The sequence below is a fragment of the Pseudomonas sp. GQ91 genome (assembly GCF_059758795.1).
In genome coordinates this window covers 96305-112277 of the sequence record NZ_JCAXED010000003.1, presented here as the reverse complement: position 1 = coordinate 112277, position 15973 = coordinate 96305, and the positions used below count along the sequence as shown (strand labels likewise).

At 61.3% G+C, this 15973-nt stretch carries 13 protein-coding genes; 2 read left to right on the top strand and 11 right to left on the bottom strand.

Annotated features, from left to right (window positions below; translation table 11 throughout):
• Nucleotides 1-48: 48 nt before the first annotated feature.
• The 7 genes from AC6CIA_RS05320 to AC6CIA_RS05290 form a co-directional block, all read right to left on the bottom strand.
• Nucleotides 49-1056: a chemotaxis response regulator protein-glutamate methylesterase gene (locus AC6CIA_RS05320; RefSeq protein ID WP_498310936.1), complete on the bottom strand. Its 1008-nt coding sequence runs from the start codon at nt 1054-1056 to the stop codon at nt 49-51.
• Nucleotides 1053-3332 carry a hybrid sensor histidine kinase/response regulator gene (locus AC6CIA_RS05315; RefSeq protein ID WP_498310934.1) on the bottom strand — a complete coding sequence of 760 codons (2280 nt, stop codon included), beginning with the start codon at nt 3330-3332 and terminating at the stop codon, nt 1053-1055. The genes AC6CIA_RS05320 and AC6CIA_RS05315 overlap by 4 nt, the downstream gene beginning before the upstream one ends.
• Nucleotides 3329-4021 (bottom strand): chemotaxis protein CheW, encoded by a 693-nt coding sequence (locus tag AC6CIA_RS05310; RefSeq protein ID WP_498310933.1) that lies wholly within the window; start codon nt 4019-4021, stop codon nt 3329-3331. The genes AC6CIA_RS05315 and AC6CIA_RS05310 overlap by 4 nt, the downstream gene beginning before the upstream one ends.
• Nucleotides 4018-5295 carry a CheR family methyltransferase gene (locus AC6CIA_RS05305; protein ID WP_498310932.1) on the bottom strand — a complete coding sequence of 426 codons (1278 nt, stop codon included), beginning with the start codon at nt 5293-5295 and terminating at the stop codon, nt 4018-4020. The genes AC6CIA_RS05310 and AC6CIA_RS05305 overlap by 4 nt, the downstream gene beginning before the upstream one ends.
• A complete protein-coding gene (locus tag AC6CIA_RS05300) occupies nt 5292-5816 on the bottom strand; it encodes a chemotaxis protein CheW (protein ID WP_498310931.1) in 525 nt (174 codons plus the stop codon). The genes AC6CIA_RS05305 and AC6CIA_RS05300 overlap by 4 nt, the downstream gene beginning before the upstream one ends.
• Nucleotides 5816-7438 (bottom strand): methyl-accepting chemotaxis protein, encoded by a 1623-nt coding sequence (locus tag AC6CIA_RS05295; protein WP_498310929.1) that lies wholly within the window; start codon nt 7436-7438, stop codon nt 5816-5818. The genes AC6CIA_RS05300 and AC6CIA_RS05295 overlap by 1 nt, the downstream gene beginning before the upstream one ends.
• A gap of 149 nt (nt 7439-7587) precedes the next feature.
• Nucleotides 7588-8301, bottom strand: coding sequence for a tellurite resistance TerB family protein (locus AC6CIA_RS05290; protein ID WP_498310928.1), 714 nt, complete (start codon nt 8299-8301; stop codon nt 7588-7590).
• A gap of 324 nt (nt 8302-8625) precedes the next feature.
• On the opposite strand from AC6CIA_RS05290, the gene AC6CIA_RS05285 reads away from it, so the two are divergent.
• Complete coding sequence (locus tag AC6CIA_RS05285) at nt 8626-10251, top strand: glucan biosynthesis protein D (protein WP_498310927.1); 1626 nt, start codon at nt 8626-8628, stop codon at nt 10249-10251.
• 48 nt (nt 10252-10299) lie between these two features.
• On the opposite strand, the gene AC6CIA_RS05280 is transcribed toward AC6CIA_RS05285, so the two are convergent.
• The 4 genes from AC6CIA_RS05280 to AC6CIA_RS05265 form a co-directional block, all read right to left on the bottom strand.
• Nucleotides 10300-10485 carry a hypothetical protein gene (locus tag AC6CIA_RS05280; RefSeq protein WP_498310926.1) on the bottom strand — a complete coding sequence of 62 codons (186 nt, stop codon included), beginning with the start codon at nt 10483-10485 and terminating at the stop codon, nt 10300-10302.
• A 321-nt stretch (nt 10486-10806) separates the two neighbouring features.
• Complete coding sequence (locus AC6CIA_RS05275; protein ID WP_498310925.1) at nt 10807-11913, bottom strand: NADH:flavin oxidoreductase/NADH oxidase; 1107 nt, start codon at nt 11911-11913, stop codon at nt 10807-10809.
• A 168-nt stretch (nt 11914-12081) separates the two neighbouring features.
• Complete coding sequence (recJ, locus tag AC6CIA_RS05270) at nt 12082-13791, bottom strand: single-stranded-DNA-specific exonuclease RecJ (protein WP_498310924.1); 1710 nt, start codon at nt 13789-13791, stop codon at nt 12082-12084.
• A 160-nt stretch (nt 13792-13951) separates the two neighbouring features.
• Entirely contained in the window at nt 13952-14494 is a 543-nt protein-coding gene (locus AC6CIA_RS05265; RefSeq protein ID WP_084377281.1) for a YaeQ family protein, read from the bottom strand.
• A 148-nt stretch (nt 14495-14642) separates the two neighbouring features.
• On the opposite strand from AC6CIA_RS05265, the gene AC6CIA_RS05260 reads away from it, so the two are divergent.
• The gene (locus tag AC6CIA_RS05260) at nt 14643-15842 is read left to right on the top strand and encodes a CaiB/BaiF CoA transferase family protein (protein ID WP_498310923.1); all 1200 of its coding nucleotides are present in this window, start codon (nt 14643-14645) and stop codon (nt 15840-15842) included.
• Nucleotides 15843-15973 lie beyond the last annotated feature (131 nt).

Below are 15973 nucleotides of genomic sequence, written 5' to 3'. Positions count from 1 at the left end.
TCACCTGAATCACTATCTGCAAGCCAGGACAGCGAGCGGTATCGGTCATTATGCGAATACCTCCAGCAATCGTGGCGCAATTCTGTCCAATGGGCGAATTTCAACAGCGGCATCGATGGCCGCCGCCGCTTTGGGCATGCCATACACCGCAGAGCTCGCCTGATCCTGAGCGATGGTCAGATAGCCCCGCTGACGCATCAATTTGAGTCCTTGGGCGCCATCACGCCCCATGCCGGTCAGCAAGACGCCGACGGCATCGCCATTCCAATGGCGGGCGACGCTTTCGAAAAACACGTCGATAGACGGCCGGTAAATCTCGTTCACCGGTTCCGCCGTATAGGCCAGCGTGCCGTTTTTCAGCAGCCGGATATGATGATTGGTGCCCGCCAGCAGCACCACGCCGCTTTGCGGTGGCTCGCCCTGACGGGCCAGGCGCACAGGCAGGCCCGAGGCGCTGCTCAACCACTCGGCCATGCCGGCGGCGAACACCTGGTCTACGTGCTGCACCAGCACAATGGCCACCGGGAAGTCTCGGGGCAAGCCCTTGAGCAGGATTTCCAGCGCTGCCGGGCCGCCCGCCGAAGACCCAATGGCGACCAGTCTCTGACGCTTGCCTGTAGCCCGCTGGGGCGGCGGCTCCGAACGCACCTGGCTGCCGCGCTGGCCAATCAGCCAGCCAATGTTGAGGATCTTGCGCAACAATGGCGCCGCTGCATCTTTCGGATCGCCAACGCCCAGCGCCGGTGTATCCACCACGTCCAGGGCGCCATGGCCCATGGCTTCGAACACGCGGCTGACGTTCTGCTGCCGATCCACTGTAACGATGACGATAGCGCAGGGTGTTTCGGCCATGATTTGCCGAGTGGCCTCCACGCCATCCATCACCGGCATGATCAGGTCCATCAGGATCAGGTCCGGAGTCAGTTCAGCACAGCGCTGCACCGCCTCCAGACCGTTGGTGGCAACCCAAACCAGCTCATGGGCCGGCTCCAGGCTCAGTGCCCGGCGCAGGGCCTCGACCGCCAGCGGCATGTCGTTGACGATGGCGATCCTCATACCCTGGCGCCTCCGATCAACTCGACCACCGCATCCAGCAGGGCATCGTCATGGAAGCTGGCCTTGGCCAGATAGTAATCGGCACCGGCATCCAGGCCCCGGCGGCGATCTTCCTCGCGATCCTTGTAGGACACCACCATCACCGGCAGCGACTGCAGGCGAGTATCACGACGCAACAGTGTGACCAATTCAATACCGTCCATGCGAGGCATATCAATGTCGGTAATCAGCAGGTCGAAGTCTTCCGAACGCAAGGCATTCCAACCATCCATGCCATCGACGGCGACCGCTACGTCATACCCACGGTTAAGTAATAGCTTGCGCTGCAATTCGCGCACGGTAAGCGAGTCATCCACCACCAGAATCCGCTTGCGTGTCACTTCGGCGGTTTGCTGGGCACGTCGGGCGATACGTTCCAGGCGGCCGGTATTGAGCAGTTTGTCCACCGAGCGCAGCATGTCTTCGACATCCACGATCAACACCACCGAGCCATCATCCAGCAGCGCGCCGGCGGAGATGTCCTGAACCTTGCCCAAGCGCTCATCCAGCGGCAGCACCACCAGTGTGCGCTCGCCAATGAAGCGCTCTACCGCAATGCCGTACACCACGTCCCGCTCACGGATGACCACCACTTTGAGGGTGTCATCGCTGGCTGGTCCGGCTGGGCGCTGCAGCAATTGGTGGGCCGCCACCAGACCGACGTGCCGGCCCTCGTGCCAGAAATGCTGACGCCCTTCCAACTGCACGATTTCGTCGGGCGCAAGATCACACATGCGTTCGATGTGCGCCAAGGGAAAGGCATAGGCCTCTTCGCCCACTTCCACCACCAGGCTGCGCACCACCGACAGGGTCAGAGGCACTTCCAGATGGAACCGACTGCCCTGCCCCGCCGTTTGCTCCAGCACCACTGCGCCGCGCAACTGGCGGACCATGTGCTGTACCGCGTCCAGTCCCACGCCGCGCCCGGAGACTTGCGTGACCTTATCGCGCAGACTGAAGCCCGGCAGGAACAGGAACGTCAGCAATTCTTCCTCGCTCAGGCGCAAGGCGGTTTCCAGCGGCGACAGATTGCGATCGACAATCGAGCCGCGCAACCGCTCAAGATCGACGCCATTGCCGTCGTCGCTCAACTCCAGCACCAGCAGACCGGCCTGGTGCGATGCGCGCAGGCGAATCACGCCTTCGGCCGGTTTACCCGCCAGCAGACGCTGTTCGGGCATTTCAATGCCGTGGTCGACGGCATTGCGCAATAAATGGGTCAGTGGCGCTTCCAGCTTCTCCAACACGTCGCGATCGACCTGGGTCTTTTCGCCTTCGATTTCCAGGCGCACCTGCTTGCCCAGGCTGCGCCCAAGATCCCGGACCATCCGCACCTGCCCGGTCAGCACATCGGCAAACGGGCGCATGCGACAGGCCAGCGCGGTGTCATAGAGTACTTGTGCGCGTTGCCCGGCGTGCCAGCCGAACTCATCAAGTTCGGCGGTCTTTTCCGCCAGCAACAACTGGGCCTCGCTCAGCAAGCGGCGGGAGTCGGCCAGCGCTTCCTGCGCTTCCAGGCTCAAGTTGAGGTTCTTGAGCTGGCCGTCCAGGTTGTCCAGGGCACGGGCGCTGTTGCTTTGCACCCGCTTGAGGCGTTGCAGGCTGGCCAGATAAGGCTTGAGACGCTGGGTTTCAACCAGAGATTTGCTGGACAGGTCCAACAGACTGTTCAGGCGTTCGGCCGTGACCCGCAGTACCCGCTCGCCACCTTCGGTCATGCGTTTGCTCTGTGGCGGCACATCACTGCTGACCGATGCGCTGCTCTCTGGCGACAGCGCCAACGGCTCCTCCACCGTGGGGATTGGCTGCGGAATCGGTGCCGGTGCTGGCGCCTTCGCGGCGGGTTGCGACGGGTCGAGCAACTGCTCCATCAAGGCCACGTAGGATTCGATATCCGCGTGGCCGACGGTATTACCCGGCGTGGCAATACGCATGAGCAAGTCGGTACCTTGCAACAGTGCGTCGATATGTTCGGGCTGCAGGTAGAGCCGGCCTTCCTGGGCGCTGACCAGACAATCCTCCATGACGTGGGCGACGCTGACGCCAGCATCCACGCCGACAATCCGCGCCGCGCCCTTGAGGGAATGAGCGGCGCGCATACAGGCTTCAAGCTGGTCGGCCTGGGTCGGATTGCGCTCCAGCGCCAGCAGGCCGGCGCTGAGCACCTGGGTCTGGGTGTCGGCTTCCAGGCTGAACAGTTCCAGCAGCGAGGCATCGCGCATCTGGTCGGGGGTCATGTGAGACTCCGAGTCACGGCGGACAACAGTTGAACCTCGTCCAGCCAGCGCAGGCTGCGACCTTTGAATTGCAATACACCCTGGGTGTAGCGAGCGCTGGCCTGGGTGCCGGAGGCCGAGGCGGCCTTCAACTCGCGTTCATCAATGGCGTGGATGCCGTCCACTTCATCCACCGGCACCACCACCGGGCCGTCCTGCGCCGCGATAATCAGCATTCGCGGCATGATCCGTGCGCCACTCGCACCGCCGCCCGTACTGTCCAACCCGAGTAACTCCACCAGGGACAGGCAAGCCACCAACGCACCCCGTACATTCGCGACGCCAAGCAATGCGCGAGAACGCTGGTGGGGCAAGGAATGGATCGGCTGCAACGGCGCGACTTCCACCAGGCAGCGCGTGGCAATGCCCAGCCATTCCTCGCCCAGGCGAAACATCAACAACGAACGGGTGACCACATCTGCCTGCGCCTCTACCGGCGTCATGCCATGCCGGTCGTCCTGCTGCAAGGCATAGCGATCCAGCAGACGGGTAGCGGCGGCGGAATACACCGAGCAGTTGCGACAGTGAATATGCTCGACCAGCAACGGGCAGGATTTATCACCGTGGATGCCGATACGGTTCCAGCAGTCGTCGATCGCCTGGGTATCGGTCAGCGTCAGGCCTGTGTCCATGGCGTCAGAGCTACTCATCGTTCACGCTCACTGTCAGCGGCTCGCTCGCTGCGGGCGGCCCGTGCTTGCAAGCGACGGGCCCCCGCGGTATCACCCTGGGACTCCAGCAGCGTAGCCAAGTGCAGCAAGGTCTGCTGATGCTGGGGCTCCAGGTACAAGGCTTTTCGATAATAACCCTGGGCTTCCAGGGAGCTGCCGGCTACGTCACTGAGCAGGCCCAGCCAATAGAACACCTGTGCCGATGGCGGATGACTCTGCAAGTAATGTTCGCAGGCGGCACGCGCCTCAAGGCTTTTGCCTTCGTTGGCCAACGTGGCGATCTGCCCGAGCAAGGCGCCCGCGTCCGACTGCACGGGCGCGGGCCTGATCGGCTCCACCGGCGCGATCGAGGTACTGAAAGGCCGGGGTCGCTCGGCAACAGGCGCTGCGCTACGGCGCAACACCGGCGTCGGTAGCGGTGCAAAGACCGGCTCGGGTACCGGCGCTGGTGCGACCTCGGCGTGACGACTGAAGGCGAAGGATTGCGCGACACCAATCGAGCGCATGCCCAAGCGCCCCAACAGGCTGCCTTCGGCAGGACCGATAAAGAGCACACCCTCGACATGGGTCAGGCCTTTAAGCACCTCGAACACCTGTTTCTGGGTCGCCTGGTCGAAATAGATCAACAGGTTGCGGCAAAACACAAAGTCATAGGTCGGCTCATTGGCCAGCAATTGCGGATCCAGCAGATTGCCGACTTGCAGGAACACTTGTTCACGTACCCGGTCGGCAATCCGGTAGCCGTCATCCTGAGCACTGAAATGCCGCTCGCGGTACCCGATGTCCTGGCCGCGAAACGAATTCTTGCCATACACCCCGCGTCGCGCGCGCTCTACCGACAACGGACTGACGTCCATGCCCTGGACCTTGAACTGGTGCGGAGCGAGACCGGCATCGAGCAAGGCCATGGCGATGGAATAGGGTTCCTCACCCGTCGAACACGGCAGGCTGAGGATACGCAGGGCGCGCAGGTGCTTGATCTCGGCCAGGCGCGCGACCGCCAGCCGGGCCAGGGTGGCAAAGGACTCGGGATAGCGGAAAAACCAGGTCTCGGGAACGATCACCGCCTCGATCAATGCTTGCTGCTCGTCAGCGCTGGTTTGCAGGCGCTGCCAGTATTGATCGGCGCTCAGTCCTTGCAGTGCCTGGCTGCGCTGGCGCACGGCGCGTTCGATGATCGCTGCGCCAACCGACGCAACGTCAAGGCCGATGCGTAGTTTAAGGAAATCGAAGAAGCGTTGGTCACTGCTCATTGCGCCTCCCCAGCGGCCAGGCCGGGCGCAAAGAGCATGGCGCGGACGTCTGCCGTCAGCAGATCGGCGACACCGATCCACTGCATCAAGCCCTGTTCATCTTCGCGCACCGGCCCCAGATAAGGCGCCTGGCGATTGTCCAGTCCGTAGGGTTGGAAATCCGCGGGATCGCAACGCAGGGTGTCAGTCGCCTGCTCGAGAACCAACCCCAGCCAGCAGGACTTCTGCGAAGGTTCCGGTGGGTAGTTGACCAGCACCAGCCGCGTGCTGGTGCGAGCCTGGGCCAACACGCCAAAGGTCAGGGCACTGAGGTCGATGACCGGCACCATGACACCGCGATGCGCAAAGATCCCGGCCACCCAGGCGGGAGCATGGGCGATCGGCTTCAATGGCAGGCGCGGCAACACCTCGGCCACTTCCGTGGCCTTGAGGGCATAGCGCTGGTTGCCGATGCGGAACACCAGGAACAATGCCTTTTTCGCGGCCGTAACGGCACCACGTCTAGCCGCCAACTCGCTCATCAGACTTTGAAACGCGACACGCCGCTGCGCAGACCCACCGCGACCTGGCTCAATTCATCAATGGCAAAGCTGGCCTGGCGCAGGGATTCCACGGTCTGGCTGCTGGCATCACCCAATTGCACCAGCGCATGGTTGATCTGCTCGGCGCCGGTGGCCTGGGCCTGCATGCCTTCGTTGACCATCAGCACCCGCGGCGCCAGGGCCTGGACCTGATGGATGATCTGCGACAGCTGTTCGCCCACCTGCTGCACTTCGAACATGCCACGGCGCACTTCTTCCGAGAACTTGTCCATGCCCATCACGCCCGCCGACACCGCCGACTGGATTTCACGGACCATCTGTTCGATGTCGTAGGTCGCCACGGCGGTCTGATCCGCGAGACGGCGCACTTCGGTCGCGACCACGGCAAATCCGCGTCCGTATTCCCCGGCTTTCTCCGCCTCGATCGCCGCGTTGAGTGACAACAGGTTGGTCTGGTCGGCGACCTTGACGATGGTCACCACCACTTGGTTGATGTTACCGGCTTTCTCATTGAGGATCGCCAGCTTGGCATTCACCAGATCCGCAGCGCCCATCACCGAGTGCATGGTTTCCTCCATGCGGGCCAGGCCTTGCTGACCGGAACCGGCGGCCACCGACGCCTGATCGGCAGCCGTGGAAACTTCGGTCATGGTGCGCACCAGATCCTTGGAAGTGGCAGCGATTTCGCGGGAGGTGGCCCCGATTTCGGTGGTCGTCGCCGCCGTTTCGGTGGCGGTAGCCTGCTGCTGCTTGGAAGTTGCCGCGATCTCGGTCACCGAGGTCGTAACCTGGACCGACGAACGCTGGGCCTGGGAAACCAGCGCGGTGAGTTCGCTCATCATGTCGTTGAAGCCGGTTTCGACCGCCCCGAACTCATCCTTGCGGTCCAGATTCAGACGCTTGCTCAGATCGCCCGTACGCATGGTCTCCAGGATATCGACGATACGCTTCATCGGCGCCATGATCGCTCGCATCAACAACAGGCCACACAGACCCGCGGCAAGAACTGCCAGGATCAGCGAAACGCCCATGTTTATTTTGGCGGCTGCCACCGCATTGTCGATAGACGTGGTGGCTTTATCCGCGAGCTGTTTGTCTTCGCTGATGATTTCGTTGAGTTTGGTGCGTCCCGCGGACCAGGCCGGCGTCAGTTGTTCGCTGAAGATTTTACGCGCCTCGGCGTCTCTGTCGGCTTCATGCAGCGCGAGGACTTGGGCGAGTACCTTGTTGTAGTCCTGGCGCAGGACCTCGAAGGCCTTGAACTGAGTTTGATCGCGGCCCTGGCTGATGGTCTGTGCGTAGCTGGCAATGTGCTGATCAAGGCGCGCCTCGAAAGACTTGTAGTCTTCCCGGTCGGCGTCGGAAAAGCCCTGGCTTTCTCGAAAGCCGATCAACTCCTGGGTTTTCTGGTAGCTGTCGACCCAGGCGCCACGGATCATCGAACTGAAAAACACCCCAGGGATCGCTTCGTCCTTGACCGCATGCACATTCACTTCGACCTTCAGCAACCGTGAATACGAGACCACAACCATCAGCAGCATGATCGCGATAATGACCGCAAAGCTCGCCAAAATGCGTTGGCGCAAGGTCCAGTTCTTCACAGTATTTCCTCAAGGGCCGATCAAATGCCGAGGAGTATAGCCGAGCCAGTAACATCATTTATCAATGGCTTGTGGACCACGTCTCAAGGGATACAAAAACACCCCGCAGCCATGACGCATGCGGGGTGTCCGAGAGAACGCTACACCATTCAGACGCTGGCTTCGCGCACCTGTTTTTCCAGCTCGATCTTCAGGCCCGGCTCCAACTTGAGCTGGCGCGCCAGTTCATCCAGGTAAGACTTCTCCATGAAGTTCTCTTCATCCACCAGCATCACGCTGGCGATGTACATCTCGGCGGCCATTTCCGGCGTGCTGGCGGCACGGGCCACGTCGGTGGGATCCAGCGGTTTGTTGAGTTCGGCATGCAACCAGTGTTGCAGTTCCCGGTCGTTGTCCAGCTTGGTGAACTCGCCTTCGATCAACGCTTTTTCGCGTTCGTCGACATGGCCGTCGGCCTTGGCCGCAGCCACCAGGGCCTTGAGAATCGCCTGGCTGTGCTGTTCGACTTGAGCCGGCGGCAGGCGGTCCAGGGTTTGCGGCTCGCCCCGGGGGGCGCCTGCCTGCTGCGCCTGCCAGTTGCCGTAAGCCTTGTAGGCAATCACCCCGAGAGCCGCAAGCCCACCGTAGGTCAGGGCTTTTCCGCCAAACTTGCGAGCTTTCTTGTTGCCCATCAACAAGCCCATGGCTCCGGCCGCCAACGCGCCACCGCCGGCTCCGCCGAGCAGGCTGCCGAGCCCGCCACCACCACCGAGCAACCCACCCAGCGCGCCTTTTTCATCGCCTTTGCGTTGGCCGCCGGCCTTGTTTTGCAACATATCCTGGCCCGACTTGAGCAACTGGTCGAGCAATCCACGGGTATTCATTCGTAGTCTCCACAGACATGTGTTGATAGGACAATAGGCCTCCAGCGTAAAACTAAGTGCCAAAAAGCCCCGCACTAGAGTGCTTCCAGATGTAACGCAGCCGCCCTGGAAAAGTGCGATCACCCGTGGCGGGTCTGACACGTCTTGTTTCACATACAAGGCCATCACACTGCCATCAATGAATTTTCCTTCTTCACCGAACGGCTTAAGCTATTTGGCATCTGTTAAATGTCCATTGCGTTTGGCCGAAGGCATGTCCGAACCGTTCTTTTTGATCCGACACGTGCCAGGAAAGGCACGGGATTGCTCACGACAGGTTGTATTATGCATCGCAGGAATTTGCTCAAAGCGTCCATGGCCATCGCTGCCTACACCGGGCTCTCGGCCAGCGGCCTGTTGGCCACCCAGGCCTGGGCCGCGACTCGTACAGCCGATGGCGATGCCAAGGCATTCGACTTCGACTGGCTCAAGCACCAGGCCAGGCAATTGGCCGGCGAACCGTACCGGGACACCCGGCAAGTGTTGCCGCCAACGCTGGCAACCATGACGCCGCAGAACTTCAACGCCATTGGTTATGACGCCAATCATTCGCTGTGGAAAAACCTCGACGGCCAACTGGATGTGCAGTTTTTCCACGTCGGCATGGGTTTCAAAACCCCGGTGCGCATGCACAGCGTCGACCCGAAGACACGTCAGGCGCGAGAGGTTCACTTCCGCCCCTCGCTGTTTAACTATGAGAAAACCACGGTCGATACCCGGCAACTCAAGGGTGACCTGGGGTTTGCCGGGTTCAAGCTGTTCAAGGCACCGAAACTCGACCGCCACGATGTGGTGTCTTTCCTCGGCGCCAGCTATTTCCGCGCCGTGGATAACACCGGTCAGTACGGCCTTTCTGCCCGCGGCCTGGCCATCGACACGTACGCAAACAAGCCCGAGGAATTCCCCGACTTCACGCAGTTCTGGTTCGAGACACCGGCCAGGGACAGCACGCGTTTCGTGGTCTACGCCCTGCTCGACTCACCGAGCGCCACCGGCGCTTACCGCTTCGACATCGACTGCCAGGCTACCCAGGTGGTCATGGCCATCGACGCACACATCAACGCCCGTAGCGCCATTCAGCAAATGGGGATCGCGCCGATGACCAGCATGTTCAGTTGCGGGACGCATGAGCGACGCATGTGCGACACCATCCACCCGCAGATCCACGACTCGGATCGCCTGGCGATGTGGCGTGGCAACGGCGAGTGGATCTGCCGTCCGCTGAACAATCCGGCGACCCTGCAATTCAATGCCTTCGCCGACAACAACCCGAAAGGGTTCGGCCTGCTGCAGACCGATCATGAATTCGCCAGCTACCAGGACACCGTCGACTGGTACAGCAAGCGCCCGAGCCTGTGGGTGGAACCAACTACCGCATGGGGCGAAGGCTCTATCGACCTGCTGGAAATTCCGACCACCGGCGAGACCATGGACAATATCGTCGCTTTCTGGACCCCGAAAAAACCAGTGGCGGCCGGCGACTCCCTGACCTTCGGCTACAAGCTCTACTGGAGCGCCCTGCCTCCGGTCAACACGCCGCTGGCGCAGGTCAACGCCACGCGTTCCGGCATGGGAGGATTTACCGAGGGCTGGGCTCCGGGAGAGCATTATCCCGAGGTGTGGGCGCGCCGCTTCGCCGTGGATTTCAAGGGCGGCGGCCTTGATCGCTTGCCCGAAGGCACGGGGATTGAACCGGTGATCACCTGCTCCCATGGCGAAGTAAAGGACTTCAGCGTGCTGGTCCTCGATGACATCAAGGGCTACCGCATTCTCTTCGACTGGTACCCGACCAGCGACAGCGTGGAGCCGGTGGAGATGCGCCTGTTTATTCGCAGCAACGAGCGCACCTTGAGTGAAACCTGGTTGTATCAGTACTTCCCGCCAGCCCCGGACAAACGCACCTACACCTGAGGTAAAACGCTCCCACGCGCATTGCCGCGTGGGAGCGCCGCCAGCGCTCTAGAACCGCGACACGTTCTTCATGGCGCCAACCAGGTAACGCATTGCCATCTGATCGCTCTTGCTCAAGGCGCGATAACTCTCCAGCAATTGCGCCTCATCCGAACTCAACCGCCGGCCCTGCAACCACCCTTTGCGGTTGAACAAGAACACCAGAACACCTGCTACACCACTGGGCTTGGCCATGGATTGTTTCTCCGAGCAATAAACGACATTTCCTGAAGCCCATAAGCCTGTGCGGTAAAGCACAAGGCCTGATCGGACACACAGCGATGCTGACTTCCTGGGTCAGAAACCCGCCTTACTTCAAGCGTAGAAACTATCCATGGCGCTGGTGAGATTTTTTAGAGTATTCACTTAAAAAATCACCTTGAACCAAGAGCCTGCAGAAAATTCTTACAGCTGGATTAACCGGGTCGCGGCGTCGCTACATCTGCCCAAGGTCGCTGCACGCGCCCAGAAAAAACCCACCGGCCAGCGGTGGGTTTGAGTGACAGGCGAGGGTCATCAGTCGCGCAGGTCCGACTCGTGAATCGGCTGATCGCGATGGGTCGCTCGCTGATACTGCGCCGGCCAGACTGCCGTGCGCCCACCCAGGTCATCGTCGGCATGCAACGGCCAATACGGGTCACGCAGCAATTCACGGGCGAGGAAGATCAGATCGGCCTGGCCGGTACGCAGAATGTGCTCGGCCTGGGCCGGTTCGGTAATCATTCCCACAGTGCCGGTGGCCATGCCCGACTCCTTGCGCACGCGCTCGGCAAAGCGGGTTTGATACCCGGGGCCTGTAGGAATTTCTGCGTTGGCCGCGGTGCCGCCGGACGACACGTCGATCAGATCGACGCCCAGGTCTTTCAACCGTCGCGCCAGTTCCACGGTTTCGTCCGGGTTCCAGCCGTCCTCGACCCAATCGGTGGCCGACACCCGCACAAACACCGGCAAGTCTTGCGGCCACACGTCACGCACGGCCTCGGTGACTTGCAGCACCAGGCGGATACGGTTTTCAAAGGAGCCGCCGTACTGGTCCTGGCGCTGGTTACTCAGGGGCGATAGAAACTGATGCAACAGATAACCGTGCGCCGCATGCACCTCCACCACCTTGAAGCCGGCGGTCAAGGCGCGTTTGGCGGCAGCCACGAAATCGTCAATGAGTGTCTGGATTTGCCCTTCATCCAGCTGCTTGGGGGCCGTGTGCTGCGGATCGAAAGCGATCGGCGAGGGACCGATCGGAACCCAGCCGCCCTCTTCGGGTTTGACGCTGCCGTGCTTGCCGATCCACGGCCGATGGGTGCTGGCCTTGCGCCCGGCGTGGGCCAGTTGAATGCCTGCCACGGCGCCCTGGGCGTTGATAAAACGGGTGATGCGTTGCAGGGGCTCGATCTGCTCATCGTTCCACAGCCCCAGGTCCTCGGCGGTGATACGGCCATCGGCGGTGACCGCGGTGGCTTCGGTAAAAACCAACCCGGCGCCGCCCACCGCTCGACTGCCAAGGTGAACGAGGTGCCAGTCATTGGCCAGGCCATCCACGGCGGAGTACTGACACATAGGCGACACGGCAATACGGTTGAGCAGGGTCAATTGACGCAGGGTGTAGGGTTCGAGCAACAGACTCATGGGGCACCTCTTCTCATATCCGGTGGGCATAGGCTCCAGGGTTCTGTCTGACCGATACGCGTGACAAGAAGATGATAAGCCCGTCCCCTGCGGGCAGAAAAAGACACGTTCACAAGACCAATCACACAGAGCTTAGAGACTAGTCGACAACCGAGGATTGCACAGGGTTCAGCGGGGTTCGATGTGCGCGATCATCAGTTGCACGGTTTCCTGGCCACGGAATTCATTCACGTCGAGTTTGTAGGCCAGTTCCACCCAGCGAATGGTCGGGTTCGGCCAGACCTCGCGGTCGATACCGAAGGCAATGCCGTCGAGCTTCACCGAGCCGCATTCGCTCTTGAGCACGACTTTGAGGTGACGCTCGCCCACGACGCGCTGTTCCACCAGTTGAAACACACCGTGAAACAAGGGCTCGGGAAAGTGCTGACCCCAGGGCCCGGCGTGGCGCAAGGCGCGGGCCAGGTCCAGGTGAAACTCTTCCACCGCGAGGGTGCCATCGGACAGCAGGCGCCCGGTCAGGTCTTCTTCACGCAACTGTCGGCGCACCTCGGCATCGAAGGCTTCGGCGAACAGCGGGAAATTCGCCTCAGGCAGGGTCAGGCCCGCCGCCATGGCATGACCACCGTACTTGGCGATCAGGTTGGGATGCTGGCTGGCCACTACGGCCAGGGCATCGCGGATATGAAAACCTGGCACCGAACGCCCTGAGCCCTTGAGCAGGCCATCACCGGCATCGGCAAAAGCGATGGTCGGGCGGAAATAACGCTCTTTCATGCGTGACGCCAGAATGCCGATCACCCCTTGATGCCATTCCGGATCGAACAGGCACAAGCCGAACGGCATCGATTCCACCGGCAAATCCTTGAGCTGGGCCAGCGCTTCGCGCTGCATGCCTTGCTCGATGGATTTACGGTCCTGGTTCATGCCATCCAGTTGCGCGGCCATTTCCCGCGCCATGGCGAAGTCGCTGGTGAGCAGGCATTCGATCCCCAGGCTCATGTCATCCAGGCGGCCGGCGGCGTTCAGGCGTGGCCCAAGAATGAATCCGAGGTCGGTGGAGGTGATGCGGGCGTGATCGCGCTTGGCCACTTCGAGGATCGCCTTGATCCCCGGCCGGGCGCGACCGGCGCGAATCCGCTCCAGGCCCTGATGGACCAGGATGCGGTTGTTGGCATCCAGCGGCACCACGTCGGCCACGCTGCCCAAGGCCACCAGGTCCAGCAGTTCGCCGATGTTCGGCTGTGGCGCGTGGTCATACCAGCCAAGGCTGCGCAAGCGCGCGCGCAACGCCATCAGCACGTAAAAAATCACCCCGACGCCGGCCAGCGCTTTACTGGGAAACCCGCAGCCGGGCTGGTTCGGATTGACGATGGCGTCGGCCGCCGGCAATTCATCACCGGGCAAGTGGTGGTCGGTGACCAACACCTTGAGCCCGGCCGCCTTGGCCGCCGCCACGCCTTCGACACTGGAGATACCGTTGTCCACGGTGATCAGCAACTGCGGCTCGCGCTGCAAAGCCACCGCAACAATTTCCGGGGTCAAGCCGTAGCCGTATTCAAAGCGATTGGGCACCAGGTAATCGACATGCGCCGCCCCGAGCAAGCGCAGGCCGAGCGTCCCCACGGTGCTGGCCGTGGCACCGTCGGCGTCAAAGTCGCCCACGATCAGAATCCGCTGGCGTTGCTCCAGGGCCGTCACCAGCAGATCCACGGCAGCGTCGATGCCCTTGAGCTGCTGATAGGGAATCAGCCGCGCCAGGCTTTTATCCAGCTCGGCCTGTGACTGCACACCGCGTGCGGCGTAAAGGCGGGTCAACAGCGGTGGCAGTTCCCCCAGAAAGGGCAGGACGGCGGGCAACGGACGAGGATCGATACGCATGGGGTGACGAGGACTTCTCTAATGACAGATAAAAATTTGCCCCTGCAGGAGCGAGCTTGCTCGCGAAAAAAACAGAGAACGCCTCGGGGTGCCCGATTGCCGGCGTTATCGTTAACGATCTTCGCGAGCAAGCTCGCTCCTACAGGGGACGTGTTTGGTTTCAGCCGCGCTCGCCCACCAGCCACTGAAGCTGGACTTCATGCTGGCCACGATCGTCGGTCACAAAGATCGTACCTTCACTGATCATCACATCCCACTTGATCACGCGGGGCATGTCCTTGGCCAGGGTTTCGAGGATTTCCTGGGGCACGGCCGCGATGTGTACGTTTTTCAGGTTATTGGCCACCGGCACCACTTTACCTTCCCATACGCGCAGGCTGCCGTAGGCCAGCAGACTGGTGCGTTCAGTGCGACGCGAACACCAGGTCAGGCGATCCGCATCCGGCTGACCGACTTCGATCCAGTGCAATACTCGATCATCCAGGCTTTTTTCCCAGAGGGCTGGTTCGTCTACATCTGACAGACCACGACCAAACGCCAACTGCTCGTTGTACCAAAGGGCGTAGGCCAACAGACGCACGGTCATGCGCTCTTCGGTTTCCGAAGGGTGACGGGCGATGGTTTGCTTGACGCTCTCGTACACCGAACGATCGAGGTCGGTCAGGTTGAGTTCAAACTTGTAGGTCGTGGACGGCTGGGCCATGAACGGACTTCTAGAGACAGGAAAAGGCGGCCAGTCTAACCGATGCCGGGGTCATTCAACGAATCCTGCACTGCATCAGGGTTGTCGCCGGATCGATTGCCTATGTTAAAAAGCAGTACATACCTGCCCGACACTTGTAAGGATCCTTATGTCGCTTAACGCCAAACCGCTTGCCGGCCTGAAAGTCATCGAATTGGGCACCTTGATCGCCGGCCCGTTTGCCTCGCGTATCTGCGCGGAGTTCGGTGCCGAGGTTATCAAGGTTGAATCCCCGGACGGCGGCGACCCGCTGCGTAAATGGCGCAAGCTGTATGAAGGTACGTCCCTCTGGTGGTTCGTCCAGGCACGCAACAAAAAATCGCTGACCCTGAACCTGAAACACCCCGACGGCCTGGCGATCCTCAAACAGGTGCTGGCGGATGCCGACATCCTGATCGAGAACTTCCGCCCCGGCGTGCTGGAGAAGCTTGGTCTGGACTGGGACACCTTGCACGCCCTGAACCCGAAACTGGTGATGGTGCGTCTCTCCGGCTTCGGTCAGACCGGGCCGATGAAGGCACAACCCGGTTTCGGCGCGGTGGGCGAATCGATGGGCGGCCTGCGCTATATCACCGGTTTCGAAGACCGTCCGCCGGTGCGTACCGGCATTTCCATCGGTGACTCGATCGCCGCGTTGTGGGCGGTGATTGGCGCCTTGATGGCCTTGCGTCACCGCGAGGTCAATGGCGGCCTGGGACAAGTGGTGGATGTCGCGCTCTATGAAGCCATCTTTGCCATGATGGAAAGCATGATTCCCGAGTTTGATGTCTTCGGCTTTATCCGTGAGCGGACCGGCAACATCATGCCGGGGATTACTCCGTCCTCGATCCATACCAGCGCCGACGGCAAACATGTGCAGATCGGCGCCAATGGCGATGCGATCTTCAAGCGCTTCATGCTGCTCATCGGTCGTGAGGACTTGGCCAACGATCCCGCCCTGGCCAGCAACGATGGTCGCGACAGCCGTCGTGACGAGCTGTATGGCGTGATCGATCGCTGGGTCAATTCACTGCCGCTGGAGCAGGTGATGCAGCAGTTGAACCAGGCCGAGGTGCCAGCCAGCCGGATCTACAGCGCCGAAGATATGCTCGGCGATCCGCAATTCCTGGCCCGGGAAATGTTCCTCAAGGCGCAATTACCGGATGGCAAGGACTTCAAGATGCCCGGCATCGTACCGAAGCTGTCGGATACCCCCGGCGGGTGCGAGTGGGTCGGGCCGCAACTGGGGGAACACAACACCAGCGTGCTCAACTCACTGGGCTACGATGACCTGGCGATCAGTCGCCTGCGCAAGGACGGCGCGATATAAAGCGCGCGCTTCTTCAAGGAAACAGCCGCGCCCTGACAAATCTCGGGCAAAAAGAAACCCCGAGCAGTGGGGAGACAACTCGGGGTTAAACGTGGCCTACAAAGACCAGTACAACAAGCTACAAGCACCGG

Coding starts and splice junctions, on each gene's coding strand:
- AC6CIA_RS05320 (WP_498310936.1), bottom strand. CDS start 1,056: ATGAGGATCGCCATCGTCAACGACATGCCGCTGGCGGTCGAGGCCCTG.
- AC6CIA_RS05315 (WP_498310934.1), bottom strand. CDS start 3,332: ATGACCCCCGACCAGATGCGCGATGCCTCGCTGCTGGAACTGTTCAGC.
- AC6CIA_RS05310 (WP_498310933.1), bottom strand. CDS start 4,021: ATGAGTAGCTCTGACGCCATGGACACAGGCCTGACGCTGACCGATACC.
- AC6CIA_RS05305 (WP_498310932.1), bottom strand. CDS start 5,295: ATGAGCAGTGACCAACGCTTCTTCGATTTCCTTAAACTACGCATCGGC.
- AC6CIA_RS05300 (WP_498310931.1), bottom strand. CDS start 5,816: ATGAGCGAGTTGGCGGCTAGACGTGGTGCCGTTACGGCCGCGAAAAAG.
- AC6CIA_RS05290 (WP_498310928.1), bottom strand. CDS start 8,301: ATGAATACCCGTGGATTGCTCGACCAGTTGCTCAAGTCGGGCCAGGAT.
- AC6CIA_RS05285 (WP_498310927.1), top strand. CDS start 8,626: ATGCATCGCAGGAATTTGCTCAAAGCGTCCATGGCCATCGCTGCCTAC.
- AC6CIA_RS05280 (WP_498310926.1), bottom strand. CDS start 10,485: ATGGCCAAGCCCAGTGGTGTAGCAGGTGTTCTGGTGTTCTTGTTCAAC.
- AC6CIA_RS05275 (WP_498310925.1), bottom strand. CDS start 11,913: ATGAGTCTGTTGCTCGAACCCTACACCCTGCGTCAATTGACCCTGCTC.
- recJ (WP_498310924.1), bottom strand. CDS start 13,791: ATGCGTATCGATCCTCGTCCGTTGCCCGCCGTCCTGCCCTTTCTGGGG.
- AC6CIA_RS05265 (WP_084377281.1), bottom strand. CDS start 14,494: ATGGCCCAGCCGTCCACGACCTACAAGTTTGAACTCAACCTGACCGAC.
- AC6CIA_RS05260 (WP_498310923.1), top strand. CDS start 14,643: ATGTCGCTTAACGCCAAACCGCTTGCCGGCCTGAAAGTCATCGAATTG.